Annotated in this window: 13 protein-coding genes; 7 read left to right on the forward strand and 6 right to left on the reverse strand. The window is 73.0% G+C overall.

Going from position 1 to position 15,343, the window contains the following annotated elements; genetic code table 11:
• Positions 1-114: 114 nt before the first annotated feature.
• Positions 115-1,533 (forward strand): GH1 family beta-glucosidase, encoded by a 1,419-nt coding sequence (locus tag ACFPQ9_RS26305; RefSeq protein ID WP_380858683.1) that lies wholly within the window; start codon positions 115-117, stop codon positions 1,531-1,533.
• Between the two features lie 208 nt (positions 1,534-1,741).
• On the opposite strand, the gene ACFPQ9_RS26310 is transcribed toward ACFPQ9_RS26305, so the two are convergent.
• The 3 genes from ACFPQ9_RS26310 to ACFPQ9_RS26320 form a co-directional block, all read right to left on the reverse strand.
• On the reverse strand, positions 1,742-3,208 hold the full coding sequence (locus tag ACFPQ9_RS26310) for a glycoside hydrolase family 18 protein (RefSeq protein ID WP_380858031.1): 1,467 nt from the start codon (positions 3,206-3,208) through the stop codon (positions 1,742-1,744).
• A gap of 107 nt (positions 3,209-3,315) precedes the next feature.
• Positions 3,316-4,734, reverse strand: a complete 1,419-nt coding sequence (locus ACFPQ9_RS26315; RefSeq protein WP_380858034.1) for a sensor histidine kinase — start codon at positions 4,732-4,734, stop codon at positions 3,316-3,318.
• On the reverse strand, positions 4,731-5,435 hold the full coding sequence (locus ACFPQ9_RS26320; RefSeq protein WP_380858036.1) for a response regulator transcription factor: 705 nt from the start codon (positions 5,433-5,435) through the stop codon (positions 4,731-4,733). Before ACFPQ9_RS26320 ends, ACFPQ9_RS26315 begins: the two co-directional genes overlap by 4 nt.
• A gap of 110 nt (positions 5,436-5,545) precedes the next feature.
• Here ACFPQ9_RS26320 and ACFPQ9_RS26325 point away from each other — a divergent pair, with 110 nt between their 5' ends.
• Positions 5,546-6,067, forward strand: coding sequence for a hypothetical protein (locus ACFPQ9_RS26325; RefSeq protein ID WP_380858038.1), 522 nt, complete (start codon positions 5,546-5,548; stop codon positions 6,065-6,067).
• 34 nt (positions 6,068-6,101) lie between these two features.
• On the opposite strand, the gene ACFPQ9_RS26330 is transcribed toward ACFPQ9_RS26325, so the two are convergent.
• Together ACFPQ9_RS26330 and ACFPQ9_RS26335 are read right to left on the reverse strand one after the other, a co-directional pair.
• Positions 6,102-6,971, reverse strand: coding sequence for a spermidine synthase (locus ACFPQ9_RS26330; protein WP_380858040.1), 870 nt, complete (start codon positions 6,969-6,971; stop codon positions 6,102-6,104).
• Between the two features lie 136 nt (positions 6,972-7,107).
• A complete protein-coding gene (locus ACFPQ9_RS26335) occupies positions 7,108-7,563 on the reverse strand; it encodes a hypothetical protein (RefSeq protein WP_380858042.1) in 456 nt (151 codons plus the stop codon).
• Between the two features lie 266 nt (positions 7,564-7,829).
• Between ACFPQ9_RS26335 and ACFPQ9_RS26340 the strand changes: the two genes are divergently transcribed.
• Positions 7,830-9,308, forward strand: a complete 1,479-nt coding sequence (locus tag ACFPQ9_RS26340; RefSeq protein WP_380858045.1) for a hypothetical protein — start codon at positions 7,830-7,832, stop codon at positions 9,306-9,308.
• Between the two features lie 13 nt (positions 9,309-9,321).
• On the opposite strand, the gene ACFPQ9_RS26345 is transcribed toward ACFPQ9_RS26340, so the two are convergent.
• Positions 9,322-9,918 carry a histidine phosphatase family protein gene (locus tag ACFPQ9_RS26345; RefSeq protein WP_380858047.1) on the reverse strand — a complete coding sequence of 199 codons (597 nt, stop codon included), beginning with the start codon at positions 9,916-9,918 and terminating at the stop codon, positions 9,322-9,324.
• Positions 9,919-10,106: 188 nt separating this feature from the next.
• Between ACFPQ9_RS26345 and ACFPQ9_RS26350 the strand changes: the two genes are divergently transcribed.
• The 4 genes from ACFPQ9_RS26350 to ACFPQ9_RS26365 are packed head-to-tail and all read left to right on the forward strand — an operon-like array spanning position 10,107 to position 15,118.
• A complete protein-coding gene (locus ACFPQ9_RS26350) occupies positions 10,107-11,105 on the forward strand; it encodes a phosphatase PAP2 family protein (protein WP_380858050.1) in 999 nt (332 codons plus the stop codon).
• Positions 11,056-12,189 carry a hypothetical protein gene (locus tag ACFPQ9_RS26355; RefSeq protein ID WP_380858053.1) on the forward strand — a complete coding sequence of 378 codons (1,134 nt, stop codon included), beginning with the start codon at positions 11,056-11,058 and terminating at the stop codon, positions 12,187-12,189. Before ACFPQ9_RS26350 ends, ACFPQ9_RS26355 begins: the two co-directional genes overlap by 50 nt.
• Positions 12,180-13,787: a hypothetical protein gene (locus tag ACFPQ9_RS26360; RefSeq protein WP_380858055.1), complete on the forward strand. Its 1,608-nt coding sequence runs from the start codon at positions 12,180-12,182 to the stop codon at positions 13,785-13,787. The genes ACFPQ9_RS26355 and ACFPQ9_RS26360 overlap by 10 nt, the downstream gene beginning before the upstream one ends.
• Positions 13,784-15,118, forward strand: coding sequence for an AAA domain-containing protein (locus ACFPQ9_RS26365; protein WP_380858058.1), 1,335 nt, complete (start codon positions 13,784-13,786; stop codon positions 15,116-15,118). The genes ACFPQ9_RS26360 and ACFPQ9_RS26365 overlap by 4 nt, the downstream gene beginning before the upstream one ends.
• Positions 15,119-15,343: the final 225 nt, after the last annotated feature.

Raw genomic sequence — 15,343 nt, forward strand, 5'->3', positions numbered from 1 at the left:
GGGTCACCGCCGCCTCGGCCCCGGCCTTCAACCCTCCCCCCCTCCCCCTCCCCTTCCTACTCGTACTCGTCGGTCTCCACGACCTCCTATGGGAGCGCTTCCATGCCTGAGCCCATGACCTCCGTGTCCTTTCCCCCGGCCTTCCTCTGGGGTGCCGCGACCTCCGCGTACCAGATCGAAGGGGCGGTCCGGGAGGACGGCCGCACCCCGTCGATCTGGGACACCTTCAGCCACACCCCGGGCAAGACGGCCGGCGGCGAGCACGGTGACATCGCTGTCGACCACTACCACCGCTACCGCGAGGACGTGGCGCTGATGGCCGACCTCGGCCTGGGCGCGTACCGCTTCTCGATCTCCTGGTCGCGGGTGCAGCCCACCGGGCGCGGGCCCGCGGTCCAGCGGGGCCTGGACTTCTACCGCCGGCTGGTGGACGAACTGCTGGCCAAGGGCATCAAGCCCGCCGTCACCCTCTACCACTGGGACCTGCCGCAGGAGCTGGAGGACGCGGGCGGCTGGCCGGAGCGCGACACGGCCTACCGCTTCGCCGAGTACGCGCAGATCGTCGGCGAGGCGCTCGGCGACCGCGTGGAGCAGTGGATCACGCTCAACGAGCCGTGGTGCAGCGCCTTCCTGGGCTACGGCTCCGGCGTCCACGCGCCGGGCCGCACCGAGCCGCTCGCCACGCTGCGCGCGGCCCACCACCTCAACCTCGCGCACGGCCTCGGCGCCAAGGCGCTGCGCTCGGTCATGCCCGCCCGCAACACGGTGGCGCTGAGTCTCAACTCCTCGACCGTACGGCCGCTTTCGCAGGACCCGGCGGACCTGGCGGCGGCCCGGAAGATCGACGACCTGGCCAACGGGATCTTCCACGGTCCGATCCTGCACGGCGCCTACCCGGAGTCGCTGTTCACGGCGACCGAGCCGGTGACGGACTGGTCGTACGTCCTGGACGGCGACCTGGCGGCGATCAACCAGCCGCTGGACGCGCTGGGCCTGAACTACTACACCCCCGCTCTGGTCTCCGCGACCGACGCCGAGCCGACCGGCCCGCGCGCCGACGGCCACGGGGCGAGCGAGCATTCGCCGTGGCCCGGCGCGGACGATGTGCTGTTCCACCTGACCCCCGGCGACCGCACGGCGATGGGCTGGTCCATCGACCCGACCGGCCTGCACGAGCTGATCATGCGGTACACCAGGGAAGCGCCGGGCCTGCCGCTGTACATCACCGAGAACGGCGCGGCCTACGACGACAAGCCCGACTCCGAGGGCCGGGTCCACGACCCGGAGCGCATCGCCTATCTGCACGGCCACCTCGCGGAGGTCCGCCGTGCGATCGCCGACGGCGCGGACGTCCGCGGCTACTACCTGTGGTCCCTGCTGGACAACTTCGAGTGGGCGTACGGGTACGAGAAGCGGTTCGGGGCGGTGTACGTCGACTACGCGACCCTCACGAGGACGCCGAAGTCGAGCGCCCACTGGTATGCGAAGGCGGCCCGGACGGGCACGCTGCCCGAGGTGGACGAGGTCTTCTAGCCGACGGGGGTCCGGGGGACGGGGCGCGGCACGCAGAGGGAGCGTGCCGCGCCCCGCGGTCGTTCCCGGGCGCCGCGGTCGTTCCCGGGCGCCGCGGTCGTTCCCGGGCGCGGTCGTTCCCGGGCGCCTGCACAGAAATGCGCGCCCCGGCCGGATGGGGGGAAGGCCGGCCGGGGCGCGCCCCCCGTGGTTCAGGAGGCCTGCCGGGTCAGTTGAAGGCCGCGAACGCCTTCGAGAAGGCGAACTTGTCCTGGAGGATCGAGCTGCAGGTCGCGTCGGCCGCCGGCTTCTCGCCGCCCGCGCACTGCTTGTCGCGGGTGGCCGACCACATCGAGAGCCAGCCGAGGCCCTTGGACTTGGCGAAGTTCACCAGCTGGGTGGCGTCGTCGACCTTGAAGATCTCGGTGGTGACGTCGTTGACGCCGATCATCGGGGTGACGGCGACCGTCTTCCAGGCGGCGCTGTCGGAGAGGCCGAGGACGCTCTTGATCTGGGCCTGGGTGGCGGTGGCGGCCTGTTCGGCGTAGGTGCCCATGTCGCCGCTGTAGGCGGGGCCGTAGTCCATGGCCATGATGTTGACGGCGTCGATCTTCACGCCGTTCTGCTTGGCGTCGGCGAGGAGGTCGACGCCCGGCTGGGTCAGGCCCTCCGGCATGACGGGGAGGGTGTAGGAGACGTCCAGGCCGGGGTGCTGCTGCTGGAGCTTGGCTATCGCCTGGGCGCGGCGGGTGTTGGCCGCCTTGTCCGGCAGCGCGCCGCCCTCCACGTCGAAGTCGACCTTGGTCAGCTTGTAGGCGTTCACGACCTTGTTGTATGCCGCCGCCAGCGCGTCCGCCGACGAGCAGGTCGTCGCGAGCTCGCTGCCGGCCGCGCCGCCGAAGGAGACCCGGACGTCGCCGCCCTTGGCCCGCAGGTCGCCGATCTGTGCGGCCACCGCGTCGCCGCCGAGGTCCGTGACGCCGCCCCACTTCGGGGTGCAGCCGCCGCCGTCGGTGATGAAGGCGAGGTTGTAGTTCTTCACGCCGGTCGCCTCGGCGCTCGCCGCCATGTCGAAGGCCGGGAAGAGGGAGGTGTCGATGTACGGGGCGAAGCCGGCGGATGCCTTCGTGCCGGTGCCGGTGCTCTCTGTGGGCTTGGCGGTGGGGGTCGCCGTGGGGGTGGGTGTCCCGGTGGGCTCGGCCGACGCGGTCGGCGTCGGTGAGGGCGACGGCGGCTGCGTCGGGCGGCCGCTCGGCTCCGGGGTCGCGGTGTCGTCCGTGGAGCACTTGGCGTCGTCGATCAGACAACCGGTCGGGGCGGCCGTGCCGTTGACCACGAAGCCGACCGTCACCGACTCGCCTGCGGCCAGGCCGTCCGTGTCCCACTTCGGCGGCGTCACGGTGACGTGCCGGCCGCTCACGCTCGACTCGGCGTTCCACAGGGAGCTCAGCTTCGTGCCGGACGGCAGGTCGAACTCCAGCGTCCAGTCCTTCTTCGTCCCGGCGCTGTTGTTCGTGACGACATACTGCGCGGTGTAACCCGTCGACCAGTCACTGGTCCTGGTGTACGCCGCTCCGATGCCGGCCGCCTGGGCCGTGCCGGTGAACACGATCGCGCCACCGCCGACCGCGGCCGCCGCGACCAGACCGCCGATCGCCTTGCTCCTGCCGCTGAACCTGCGCCGGTGCGTGCTCATCGCTGTCTGCCTTTGCTGTTTCGGGGGTGGGGTGCGGCAGCACGCTAGCGACCCCGAATCGGGCAAAGTGCCTGATCCGGGCGGGGGTTGAGGAGCTTATGGCGCCCTTAAGGAAGGGATCGGGGACGGTTAAAGGTCGAGACCAATCTGCCGGGCCGGCGACGGCGGACGGATCCGCGGTGTCCCCGGCGCACCGGCTCCCTGCCGTCCAGCTGGATCCAGATCCGCACTTCGGTCCCGCCGAGCACCGACGACCCGATCCGCACGTCCCCACCGGTGGATTCCGCGAGCCGGCGCACGATGTCCAGGCCCAGCCCGGTCGAGCCGGCGCTGCCCGAGCCCTGCCCGCGCGCCATCGCCGCCTCGGGGTCGGATATGCCGGGCCCCGCGTCCGAGACGAGCACGATCACCGCGTCCTCGCCGTTGTGCACATCGACGGCGAACGCCGTGCCCTCGGCCGTGTGCCGGAAGACATTGCCGAGCAGGGCGTCCAGCGCGGCCGCCAGATCCGCCCGGGCCACCGGTATCCGCACCGGCCGGTCCACGCCGGCCACGCGCACCTTGCGGCCCTCGTCCTCCGCCAGCGCCGACCAGAACGTCATGCGCTCGCGCACCACCTCGGCCGCGTCGCAACCGGCGCCCGGACCGGCGGCCACCGTCTGCGGCTTGGCCTCCCGGGCGGTACGGATGATGGTGTCCACCTCGCGCTCCAGCTGGGCGACGGCCGTCCGGGTCTGCTCGGCGGCCGGACCTTCCCCGAGCGAGGCCGCGTTGAGCCGCAGCACCGTCAGCGGGGTACGCAGCCGGTGCGACAGGTCGGCCGCCAGCTCCCGTTCGTTCGCGAGGAGTTGGACGACCTGGTCGGCCATGGAGTTGAACGCCACCGCCGCCAGTCGCAGTTCGGTGGGTCCGGCCTCGGGCACCCGGGCGCCCAGCTTGCCCTCCCCCAGTTCGTGCGCGCCCTCGACCAGGCGCTGCGCGGGGCGCACCATCCGCACACCCAGCCGGTCGGCGACGGCGACCGACCCGACGATCAGCGCGAGACCGACCCCGGCGAGCACGGTCCAGGCCGTGGTGAGCCCGTTGGTGACCTCCGCGTCGGGCACGAACACCTCGACGACGGCTATCTCGCCGGAGCTCAGCGCGACCGGCTGGAGCAGCGTGGACCCGCCGGGGACCTCGGTGGTCGAGGCGCGGCCCAGCCGCCGTACGGTCGCGATGTCGCCGGCGGCGGCGCGCTGCCGGCCGAGGTCGACGGCGGCCGTCTCACCGGACGTCTTGTCGGCGGACGCCGGTATGTGCACGGCCATGCCCGCGTCCGAGCCCGCCGAGGCGACGACCCGCTCCAACTGGTCCCGGTCGGTGGTGATGGACAGCGCCGGGGCGACGGCGGCGGCCTCCCGTTCGGCGTTGGAGAAGGCGCGGTCGCGGGCCATCTCCCGGATGACGAGTCCGAGCGGCACGGCGAAGGCGACCACGACCATGGTGGTGACCGCCAGGCAGACCTTGACCAGGGCCCATCTCATCGCGACTGCTCCCCACCGGGCGGTTCCAGCTTCACGCCCACGCCGCGCAGGGTGTGCAGATAGCGCGGACTGGCCGCGGTCTCCCCGAGCTTGCGGCGGAGCCAGGACAGATGGACGTCGATCGTCTGGTCGTCGCCGTACGACTGCTGCCACACCTCGGCGAGCAGTTCCTTGCGGGGCACGACCACTCCGGGCCGGGTGGCCAGGAAGGTGAGCAGGTCGAACTCGCGCCGGGTGAGGTCGAGTCGGACGCCGTCCAGCTCGGCCTGGCGGCGCAGCGGGTCGACGGTGAGGCCGCCGACGCGCAGCACGGTCTCCGACGGCAGGTCTCCGGCGGCGGCACGGGAGCGCCGTAGGACGGCCGCCATGCGGGCGGAGAGGTGCTCGACCGAGAAGGGCTTGGTGAGGTAGTCGTCCGCGCCCGCGTTCAGCAGCCGGACGATCTCCGTCTCGTCGTCCCGTGCGGTGGCGATGATCACAGGGACGTCGGTGATCCCGCGCAGCATCTTCAGGGCCTCGGAGCCGTCCAGATCGGGCAGACCGAGGTCCAGGATGACCACGTCGAAACGGAGATGGGCGACCTCGCGCAGCGCCTCCAGCGCCGTCCCGACGCTGCGAACCGTGTGCGCCGCGTCGGTCAGGTGCCGGATGAGCGCCGAGCGAACGAACGGGTCGTCCTCGACCACGAGCACACTTGCCATGCGCCGCACCGTACGCCATGCCGCCGAGCCCGGTCCGGACCTGTGGACAACTCACTGCCTGTGGACAACCGGGCGACACTACTGGGACGCGTGAGGCAGTATGGCCCGCGATGCGCAGAGGACTCGTACACGTACTGGCTTGGTCGCTCGCCACGGGCGCGGCGGTCACGCTGTCGTGGTGGGGTGTCCACACGGTGATGGCGGGCACGGTCTACGACCGCCCGCGCGCCCTGCCCATCACGGCGGCCGACGTGACGACACAGCAGTCGAAGCCGCTGGCGTCCTCGACGCGATCCCCGAAGCCGCCGTCCCCGTCGAAGAGCACGTCGCCGAAGCCGACCGGGACACCCCGCACGCCGACCTCCTCGAAGCCGCCGGCGAAAACCCCGGACGCCTCCCCCACCGCGTCCGGCCAGGTCAAGAGCTACGACACCGACGGCGGCCGGGTCGTCTTCGACATCGGCGACGCCTCCGCCACCCTTGTCTCGGCCACGCCGGGTTCGGGCTGGTCGATGCAGGTGTGGAAGACGGAGACGTGGATCCGGGTGGAGTTCGGCGCGGGCGCGGACCGGGTGTCGGTGTTCTGCACCTGGCACGACGGACCGCCGCGGGTGGAGATCGGGAACTACTGACTCACCGCGCGGACAAGCTCACCTGCGGACAGGCTCATCTGAAGACGGATGCCGGTGGTGCCGGTGAGGCCACCGCTGCCGCGTCCGTCACCGGTACGGCGCCCCCGGTGAAGTCCGTGAGCGAGCGGCCGTGTTCGACCCGGGCGGGGTGCGGGTCGGAGGCGGCGCGGCGGGTCAGTTCGGCGACCGGCAGCGGGAGGTCGGCGGCGAGCAGGACCGCGTTGCCGAACCGCTTGCCGCGCAGCACCGTCGGGTCGGCGACCAGCGCCAGTTCGGCGAACCGGGCCGCGGCGGTGGCGATCTGGCCCCGTAGATGCGCGAGCGGCGGACCGTCGGCGAGGTTGGCGGCGTACCAGCCGCCGGGCCGCAGCACGCGGCGGACCTCGTCGAGGAACTCCGTGGAGGTGAGGTGGGCCGGGGTGCGGGCCCCGCTGAAGACGTCGGCGATGACGAGATCGGCCCAGCCGTCGGGCACCTTGGCGAGCCCTTCGCGGGCGTCGGCGGAGCGCACCCGGACGCGGGCGGCGCGGTCCAGGGGGAGTTCGCGGCGGACCAGCTGGACGAGGGTGGCGTCGCGCTCGACGACCTGCTGGGTGGAGCGGGGGCGGGTGGCGGCGACGTAGCGGGCGAGGGTGAGGGCCCCGCCGCCGAGGTGCACGGCCTGTACCGGTTTGCCGGGCGGTGCGACGAGGTCGATGACGTGCCCGAGGCGGCGCTGGTACTCGAAGGAGAGGTGGGCGGGGTCGTCCAGGTCGACGTGCGACTGCGGCGCCCCGTCTATCAGCAGCGTCCAGGCCCGCGCCCGGTCGCGGTCGGGTATGAGCTCGGCGAGGCCGCCGTCGACACTCTCGACGACGGAGGCGAGGTCCGCGGCTGAGCGCCGGGGCTTTCTGGACTTTCCCACTCGGCCATTATCAGCGGGTTCGGGCGGTCCCACCCGCCGCGGAGGCGGACGGCGACATCGCGCCGGTCACTAATCACCAGTCACCGGTCACCAGTCACCAGTCACCGGTCACCGGTCACCGGTCACCGGTCACCGGTCACCGACAGTTGTCGGCCGCCTCGATCAGCCGTGCCGCCTCGCCGAGGGCCGCCCGCAGCACCGCGGGATCGGTCGCCAGGTCCGCCTCCCCGGGCGGCAGGAGCCAGTCCGAGCCCTCGACCGGCGGCTCGGGGTTCAGGTCGAGGCTCAGGCCCCGCCCGTCGGTCTCCGTGCAGGTGCTGCCCGGTACGTCCCAGGCGGCGGCGGTGCCCGGTGGGACCACGAAGCCGAGGGTGTCGCCGCCGTCGTCGTGCAGGACGGGACCCACCGCCTCGCAGGCGCCCCGGCGCAGGATGTCGACGGCCTCCAGGCCCTGGCGCGCAGGGACGGTGACCACGTCGCACCCCGACTCCGGGTCGCAGGCGACGCCCGGCGGCGCGCTGCACTCTGCGGTCGGCGCGTGCCTCGCCGTTGTCGACGGTGTGCGAGGAACGACGCTCTGGCTGGTCTCCATCCCGACCTCCACCACGGAACCCCTTTTGCAGTCCGAAGAGTTCAACGCGTCGCGTCGTCAACGGCTACGGCGGAAGTCCGCCGCAAAGGATGGCAGTTCATGGCAGATCACGTATGAGATATCCGGTTTGTAGCCAAACCCTGCGTGGCGACTCCGCTACAGCAGGTACGTTCTTGCCCGCCGGACGCAAGGGCACCACACGGATTTTCGGTTCAACTCGTCCTCGTCCCGGCATGGTTCGACGGTTCGCACGAGAGGACCCGGCCATGGCGTCGTCAGAGCTGACCTCGTCCCAGCCCACCAGGCCGCCACGGCCGAACCTCGCGTTCCGGCGGTTGCGCGGACAGCGCTCGCCGGCCGAGTTCGCCGCGGTGGTGCGACGGGCCGCTCGCGAGATCGGCGAGCGGGTCAGCTGTGACGCTCGCTACATCGGCAGGGTCGAGGCCGGCGAGATCCGCTGCCCCAACTACGCGTACGAACGGGTGTTCCTGCACATGTTCCCCGGCCGCAGCCTCACCGACCTGGGCTTCGCGCCCCGCTCGTCCGTACGCGGACGCCGGGCGCACGCCGAGGACGACGCGCCCCTGGCACGCACCACGAGCCCGGCGTACGCCACGAGTGAGACGCGTGGGACCCACGAGCCGTATGACCCACTGAACCCGCAGGACCCGTACGACCCGTGTGACGCGTACGGCACAGCGCAGAACGACGAGAACCACGAGGAGAGCGACGTGCTACGTCGCGCATTCATGACCGGCGGGGGCGCCACGGTGGCCGCCGCCTCACTGAGCCCCCTGGGGCTCGCCTATGACGCCGCGGCCGCGGAGCGTCCGCTCAGACGTGTCGGGGGGCGGGAGGCGGACGCGCTCGAGGAAGCCGTGCGCCGCATCCGGCTGCTCGACGACCGGCACGGCGCCGACGGCCTCTACCGGCGCGCCGCTGCCCCGCTGCGGGCCGCCTACGCGCTGCTCGACGCCGGTACGACCCGTCAGGCGACCGGCGACCGGCTGCACGCGGGCGCGGGTGAACTGGCCATCTCGGTGGGGTGGCTGGCGCACGACTCGGGGCGGTTCGACGACGCCCGTTCGCACTACGCGGAGGCGCTGGCGACGGCCCGGATGGCGGGCGACCCGGGCCTGGAGGCGCACGCCTTCTGCAATACGTCCTTCCTCGCGCGGGACGCGGGCCGGCCCCGTGAGGCGGTACGGGCGGCGCAGGCCGCGCAACGCGTCGGACGTGCCCTCGGCTCGTCCCGGCTGATGTCGCTGCTCGCGCTGCGCGAGGCCGGCGGCTGGGCGGGGCTCGCCGACCGCACCGGCTGCGAACAGTCCCTCGCCCGCGCCCAGGCCCTCTTCCAGCGGGGCCGCTCCGAGGCCGATCCCGAGTGGATGAGCTTCTACGGAGAGGCCGAGCTGGAGGTCCTGGAGGCGCAGTGCTGGTCGACGCTGGGCAACTGGCAGCGGGCGGCGCGGCACGCGGGGCGGGCGGCCCAGCTCCAGGATCCGCACTTCACCCGCAACATCGCCCTGTACACCGCGCAGCTGGCGGACGACCTGGCGCGGGGCGGACGCCCCGACGAGGCGGCCGCCGCCGGGATGCGGGTGCTGGATCTGCTGGACCTGGTGCAGTCGTCGCGGGTCCAGACGATGCTGGCCGGCACGGCCCGGGTGCTGCTGCCGCACCGGCGCGCGAGCGGCGTGTCGGCGTTCCTGGAGCGGCACGCGTCGGCGCCCCGTAAGCCGTGACCGGCGGGGCGCGCTAGCCGGCGAGGTGCCCCGAGTCGTTCCAGCTCTCGATCGCCGGCTCGCCGTAGGCCCACCCCAGCACCGACAGTGAGGTCGGGTTCAGCCGGATCCGGGCGGCGAAGTCGAGCGGCAGCCCCAGCCAGCGCGCGCCTATGGACCGCAGGATGTGCCCGTGCGCGAACACCAGCACATCCCGGTCCGCCTCACGGGCCCACGCCACCACCTCGTCGGCCCGGGCCGTCATCTCGGCCAGGGTCTCCCCCTCGGGCACGCCGTCGCGCCAGATGAGCCAGCCGGGGCGGATCGCCTGGATGTCGGCCGGAGTCATGCCCTCGTAGGCGCCGTAGTCCCACTCCATGAGCGTGTCCCAGGTGCGGGCGCGGTCGCCGAAGCCGGCGAGTTCGCACGTCTCACGCGCGCGTGACAGGGGGCTGGTGCGGACCTCGATCCCGTCCAGCCCGTCGTACGGCGGCCGGTGCAGGCGCTCACCCAGCAGCTTCGCGCCCCGGCGGCCCTCCTCCAGGAGGGGCACGTCGGTCCTGCCGGTGTGCTTTCCGGACAGCGACCACGCCGTCTGTCCGTGCCGGGCCAGCAGGATGCGCGGTGCCATTGCGGGGCCTTCCGGGAGAAATGAGAGGCGGAACCCCTACATCATCGCGCACCCTGGGCGCGGGCAACCCGCCGGGCGATCTCTGCGTCTTGAGGGCCGGGGCGCCCGAAAGGGGCGCGCGCGTACACCGTAAAGTGGTTCGACCGGTCCACCGGGCGCCGTGAAAGAAAGAAGGGGGAGGCGATCGGATGCCGCACGCCGACATAGCTGGCGTGGAGGCGACGCCGCGGACCCGCCTGCGCTGGTGGACCGAGCTGCCGCTGATATTGCTGGTCTACGCCTGCTACTCGGCGGGCCGACTGCTCGCCCGGGGTGATGTCTCCACCGCCGTCGACCACGGCCTGGGGATCCTCGACATCGAGAAGGCCCTGTATCTCAACGCGGAGCACCCTCTCAACCGTCTCTTCACCCGTGAGCCCTGGATCGGCGTCCCGGCCGACTTCTGGTACGCCTCGCTGCACTACCTGATCACGCCCGTGCTGCTGGTCTGGCTCTTCAGATCGCGCACCGTGCACTACCGCGCGGCCCGCACCTGGCTGATGACGTCGACCTTCATAGGTCTGATCGGTTTCACCCTGCTGCCGACCTGCCCGCCCCGGCTGCTCGCCGAGGGCCATGGCTTCGTCGACACGATGGCCCAGTACAGCTCCTACGGCTGGTGGGGCGGCGAGGCCAGCGCGCCGAAGGGCCTCGGCGGCATGACGAACCAGTACGCGGCGATGCCGAGCCTGCATGTGGGCTGGGCGCTGTGGTGCGGGGTCATGCTGTGGCGGTTCGGCGGGACGCGTCTGACGAAGGCCGCCGCCGTCGCCTACCCGCTGATCACGACGATCGTGGTGATGGGCACCGCCAACCACTACTTCCTCGACGCGGTCGCGGGCGCCGCCGTGATGGGTGCCGGTCTGCTGCTGGCGCCGTATGTGATGCGGATCATGGACCGGGCACGGACCCGGTTCGGAGCGGGGGCGACGCCGGTCACGGCCCCCGCCGGCCCGGTCACCAGGGGCGCGGGCGCCACCGTCACGGTGGGCTCCGGTGCCACTTCTTCCTCGATTGTCAGTGGCGGATGCCAGACTTCCGCGGGTGAGCGAATTCCACGGCAGCGCGAGTCCCGGATCGGATCCGGAGCAGAGTCGAGTGCCTCTCCCCAGGACGCGGGGGACGGCGCTCCGGCACCGGCTCGCTGAGCTGCGCGGTCCCGACGTACCGGCCAAGGCGCTGGACGCGCGCGCCCTGGCCGCCCTCGCCGCCAACCCCGGCTGCAAGCGCCGCGCGATCCTGGACGGCGCCGGGGTGAACAAGACGGCGCTGGCGAGCGCGTTGGGTTCACCGTCGGCCTTCGGTCAGTCGCAGTTCGCCCTCACACGAGGCAACGCCTTCGAGGCCAAGGTCAAGGCGGACGGCGGCGCGGAGCTGCTGCGTCTGGTGCGCGAGAAGCTGGACCGCGGCGCCGAACCGACCGCCCACGCACGCGTGCCCGAGCTCACCGCGACCGGCCCCGAGGGCCGCACGGCCCGTACGGCACTGGCGCTGCGCGAGGCCACCGAGGCGCACGGCGAGTGGACCCTGCTCGACCACCCCATGCTCGCGCTGGACGTCGCCGGCTCGCCCGCCTTCCTGGAGCCGGACGCGGTCGTCGTGCATCCGGACGGCAGCTGGACGGTCGTGGAGATCAAGTCCTTCCCGATGCTGGACGGTTCGGCGGACCCGGCGAAGGTGGGCGCCGCCGCGCGGCAGGCGGCGGTGTACGTGCTGGCGCTGGAGGAGGTCGCCGCCCGGCTGGATTCGGCCCCGCGCGTGCGCGACCGCGTGCTGCTGGTCTGCCCCAAGGACTTCTCCAACCTCCCCACCGCCTCGGCCGTCGACGTCCGCAAGCAGCGTGCGGTGACCGCCCGCCAGCTGGACCGGCTCACCCGTATCGAGGACATCGCCGACGCGCTCCCCGCCGGCACCTGCTTCTCCCCCGAGCTGCCCGCGGCCGAGCTGACGGCCGCCGTCGAGTCGGTCCCGGCGACGTACGCGCCCGAGTGCCTGTCCGCCTGTGAGCTGGCCTTCCACTGCCGCGCCCGCTCCCTGGAGTCCGGCGCGGTGACGTCGCTGGGCCGCTCGCTGCGGGCCGAACTGGGCGGTCTGGCCACGGTCGAGGACGTCCTGTCAGCGGCGCGCGGCGAGTCCGGCGACCCCGACGACCCGGCGGTGGCGGCGCTGCGCAGAGCGGCACGCCTGCGTGCCGAGGCCCTCGGTCAGGGGGCGGTGGCCGCGTGTCGCTGATCTCCACCCTTGCCCGGCTGGAAGCCGTCAGCACCGGTCGCGCCCAACCCGCCGCGACCGTACGCCATCGGCATCTGTCGCAGCGCCCGCTCGTGTTCGTGCCCCTGACCACCGCCGGTGAGGCCGGTGCCCCGCTCGGCGCGCTGGTCGGCACCGACCGGGACGCCCCGCACCTGCTGGTCGTGCCGCAGCCACGCGACCGGGACCTCAGGTTCGCGTTCCTGTCCGAGCTGGCGGACATCGTCCTGCCGTACATCGACGCCTTCGCCGAGGACGTGGAGGCGGCCGAGCGCAACGAGACCGATCCGGAGACCGGCAAGCGGGTCAAGGTCGAGGTCGAACTGTGCGCGGACGCCCCGCAGTTGATCATGCCGAGCCGGGCGGGCGTGGACTTCGTACGGCTCCTGGGGCGCTCGATGCGCTTTCGGCGTACGGCGGAGCAGGACCCGGAGGCCCCTTATCCGGCGCCCCCGCGCGTGCCGCTGCTCGGCCGCTGGCTGACCCACTTCGGCGAGCGTGCCCGCGTCCCCGGCTCCTCGCTGCTGCCGGCCATGACGGACCTGCTGTCCCGGCACTGGGCGACCGGCCAGTCCACCCTGGAGGACCAGCACCTGGGCGCCCTGCTCGCCTGGATCGACCCGCCCGAGGGCGAGACGGGCGCCGAGGCGGCGCTGCGCGCGGAGCTCGCGCGGGACCGGGACGGCCAGCTGCTGTGCCCGCCGGCCGGGCCCGCCACCGACCCGGCGTTCGACAACAAGCTGCTCGCCCCCGCGATCGAGCGCTACGACCGCGCCCGCACCGCCTTCGCGGCCTCCGAGGACGGTCTGGAGGCCGACGACCGGCTGGGCGACCTCACCGCTGCCGAGCGGGAGATCCGCGCCCTGGTGGCGAGCCGGACCCGGCCCACCTGGGACGCGGTGTGGCGGGGCCTTGACCTGCTGCGGGAGCTGCCCGTGGCCGGCCGGGTGGAGGAGCGCTGGACCCGCGACCGCTGGTCGTTCACCGCCCACCGGGACCGTGTGACCGCCGGGGAACCCCCTCAGCCGCGCCGCGACGACGCGGTCACCGCCGCGAACAAACTCGCCGCGCGCGAGCGGGAACAGGCCCGTCTGGAGGCCCAGGAGGCACTGGACGATCCGCTGGTGATGGCGGGGCGGCGGCTGGCCGGGGAGGCGTTCGCGGGCGAGGTCACCGATGTCGTGATGGCGTACAGCGAGGGCAAGCGGCCGAGTCCGCGGCCCCTGGTCACCGTCCGCACGGACGACCGGCCGCATCTGGGCGAGCGGGCCAAGGTGTTCCGCTCCCTGGGCGGCAAGCCCCAGTCGGCGGAGTTCGTGGGCCATGAGGAGGCCCTCGACGCGGACGGCGGCGCGCTGCTGGTGCTGCGGGTGCTGGACAAGATGGGCCGCGGCAAGGAGCCGGAGGAGGGGTCGGTGCCGCAGAAGGGCGACCTGGTCTGCTTCACGCTGTTCGAGCACGAGCAGCGGGGCGGCGCGAAGCTGCCCGAGCCGGAGCAGACACCGTGGACGCACGGCGGGCCGCCCGGGGAACAGGTCGCCGAGGCAGCCGATCCGCTGACTCAGGAGGACGTGCTGTGACCGCCGTGTTCGACCCCGGTGCCGCGGCGGCCGAGGCCACCGACGCGATCCTGCACAACACCCTGCACAGCGAGGCGCGCGGGGTCGTGGTCGACTCCCCGCCGGGCGCGGGCAAGTCCACGCTCGTGGTCCGCGCGGCTCTGGAACTCGCGGACGCCGGGCGCCCGTTGATGATCGTCGCGCAGACCAACGCGCAGGTGGACGACCTGGTGCTCAGGCTGGCGGAGAAGGATCCCGAGCTGCCGGTGGGGCGCCTGCACAGCAGCGACGCCGACCCGTACGACAAGGCGCTGGACGACCTGCCGAACGTACGCAAGTCCGCGAAGGCGGCCGACCTCGCGGGCCTCGCGGTCGTCCTGTCCACGGCGGCCAAGTGGGCGCACGTGAAGGTCGAGGAGCCCTGGCGGCACGCGATCGTCGACGAGGCGTACCAGATGCGCTCGGACTCGCTGCTCGCCGTGGCCGGTCTCTTCGAGCGGGCGCTGTTCGTGGGGGACCCCGGCCAGCTGGATCCCTTCGCCATCGTCGGCAGCGAGCAGTGGGCGGGCCTGTCGTACGACCCCTCGGCCTCGGCGGTGACGACCCTGTTGGCCCACAACCCGGACCTGCCCCAGCACCGGCTGCCGGTCTCCTGGCGCCTGCCGGCCTCGGCCGCGCCGCTGGTCTCCGACGCGTTCTACCCGTACACGCCCTTCCGCAGCGGCACGGACCACGGCGACCGTCGCCTGACCTTCGCGGTCCCGTCGGACGGCTCCGGCCCCGACCGGGTGATCGACGAGGCGGCGGAGTCGGGGTGGGGGCTGCTGGAACTGCCCGCCCGGCACACCCCGCGTACGGATCCCGAGGCCGTGCGGGCGGTGGCGACGGTGGTACGGCGGCTGCTGGACCGGGGCGGTGCGGCGACATCCGAGCGCTCGCCCGACGCCGCGCCCCTGACCGCCGACCGGATCGCGGTCGGCACTGCCCACCGGGACCAGGCCGCGGGGGTCCGGGCGGCCCTGGCGGAGCTGGGCGTGACGGACGTCACCGTCGACACCGCGAATCGCCTCCAGGGCCGCGAGTACGACGTGACCGTGGTCCTGCACCCGCTCTCCGGCCGCCCCGACGCCACCGCCTTCCACCTGGAGACGGGCCGCCTGTGCGTGCTCGCCTCCCGCCACCGGCACGCATGCATCGTGGTGTGCCGCGCGGGCGTGAGCGACCTCCTGGACGACTACCCGTCGACGGAGCCGGTGCAGCTGGGGACGCTGGTGAAGTTTCCCGATGGCTGGGAGGCGAATCACGCGGTCCTGGCCAGGCTCTCGGAACATCGGGTGGCCTGGAAACCATGAACCGAACGGCACCTCCGCAACCGACGGCAACCGCACCCCCACCCACCCGCCGGGCGGAGCCCGGCACGCCGCCGGAGGCGGCCGATGGATACAGCCCCGATGGCTGGGAGGCGAATCACGCGGTCCTGGCCAGGCTCTCGGAACATCGGGTGGCCTGGCGGCCTTGAAACCCCTGGAAGGGCGGCACCCCGTTTGACCTGTCCCGACGCCCACTTGCGCGGGCGC

Source organism: Streptomyces coerulescens, from assembly GCF_042657965.1.
GTDB classification, from domain to species: domain Bacteria; phylum Actinomycetota; class Actinomycetes; order Streptomycetales; family Streptomycetaceae; genus Streptomyces; species Streptomyces coerulescens.

Coding starts and splice junctions, on each gene's coding strand:
- ACFPQ9_RS26305 (WP_380858683.1), top strand. CDS start 115: ATGACCTCCGTGTCCTTTCCCCCGGCCTTCCTCTGGGGTGCCGCGACC.
- ACFPQ9_RS26310 (WP_380858031.1), bottom strand. CDS start 3,208: ATGAGCACGCACCGGCGCAGGTTCAGCGGCAGGAGCAAGGCGATCGGC.
- ACFPQ9_RS26315 (WP_380858034.1), bottom strand. CDS start 4,734: ATGAGATGGGCCCTGGTCAAGGTCTGCCTGGCGGTCACCACCATGGTC.
- ACFPQ9_RS26320 (WP_380858036.1), bottom strand. CDS start 5,435: ATGGCAAGTGTGCTCGTGGTCGAGGACGACCCGTTCGTTCGCTCGGCG.
- ACFPQ9_RS26325 (WP_380858038.1), top strand. CDS start 5,546: ATGCGCAGAGGACTCGTACACGTACTGGCTTGGTCGCTCGCCACGGGC.
- ACFPQ9_RS26335 (WP_380858042.1), bottom strand. CDS start 7,563: ATGGAGACCAGCCAGAGCGTCGTTCCTCGCACACCGTCGACAACGGCG.
- ACFPQ9_RS26340 (WP_380858045.1), top strand. CDS start 7,830: ATGGCGTCGTCAGAGCTGACCTCGTCCCAGCCCACCAGGCCGCCACGG.
- ACFPQ9_RS26345 (WP_380858047.1), bottom strand. CDS start 9,918: ATGGCACCGCGCATCCTGCTGGCCCGGCACGGACAGACGGCGTGGTCG.
- ACFPQ9_RS26350 (WP_380858050.1), top strand. CDS start 10,107: ATGCCGCACGCCGACATAGCTGGCGTGGAGGCGACGCCGCGGACCCGC.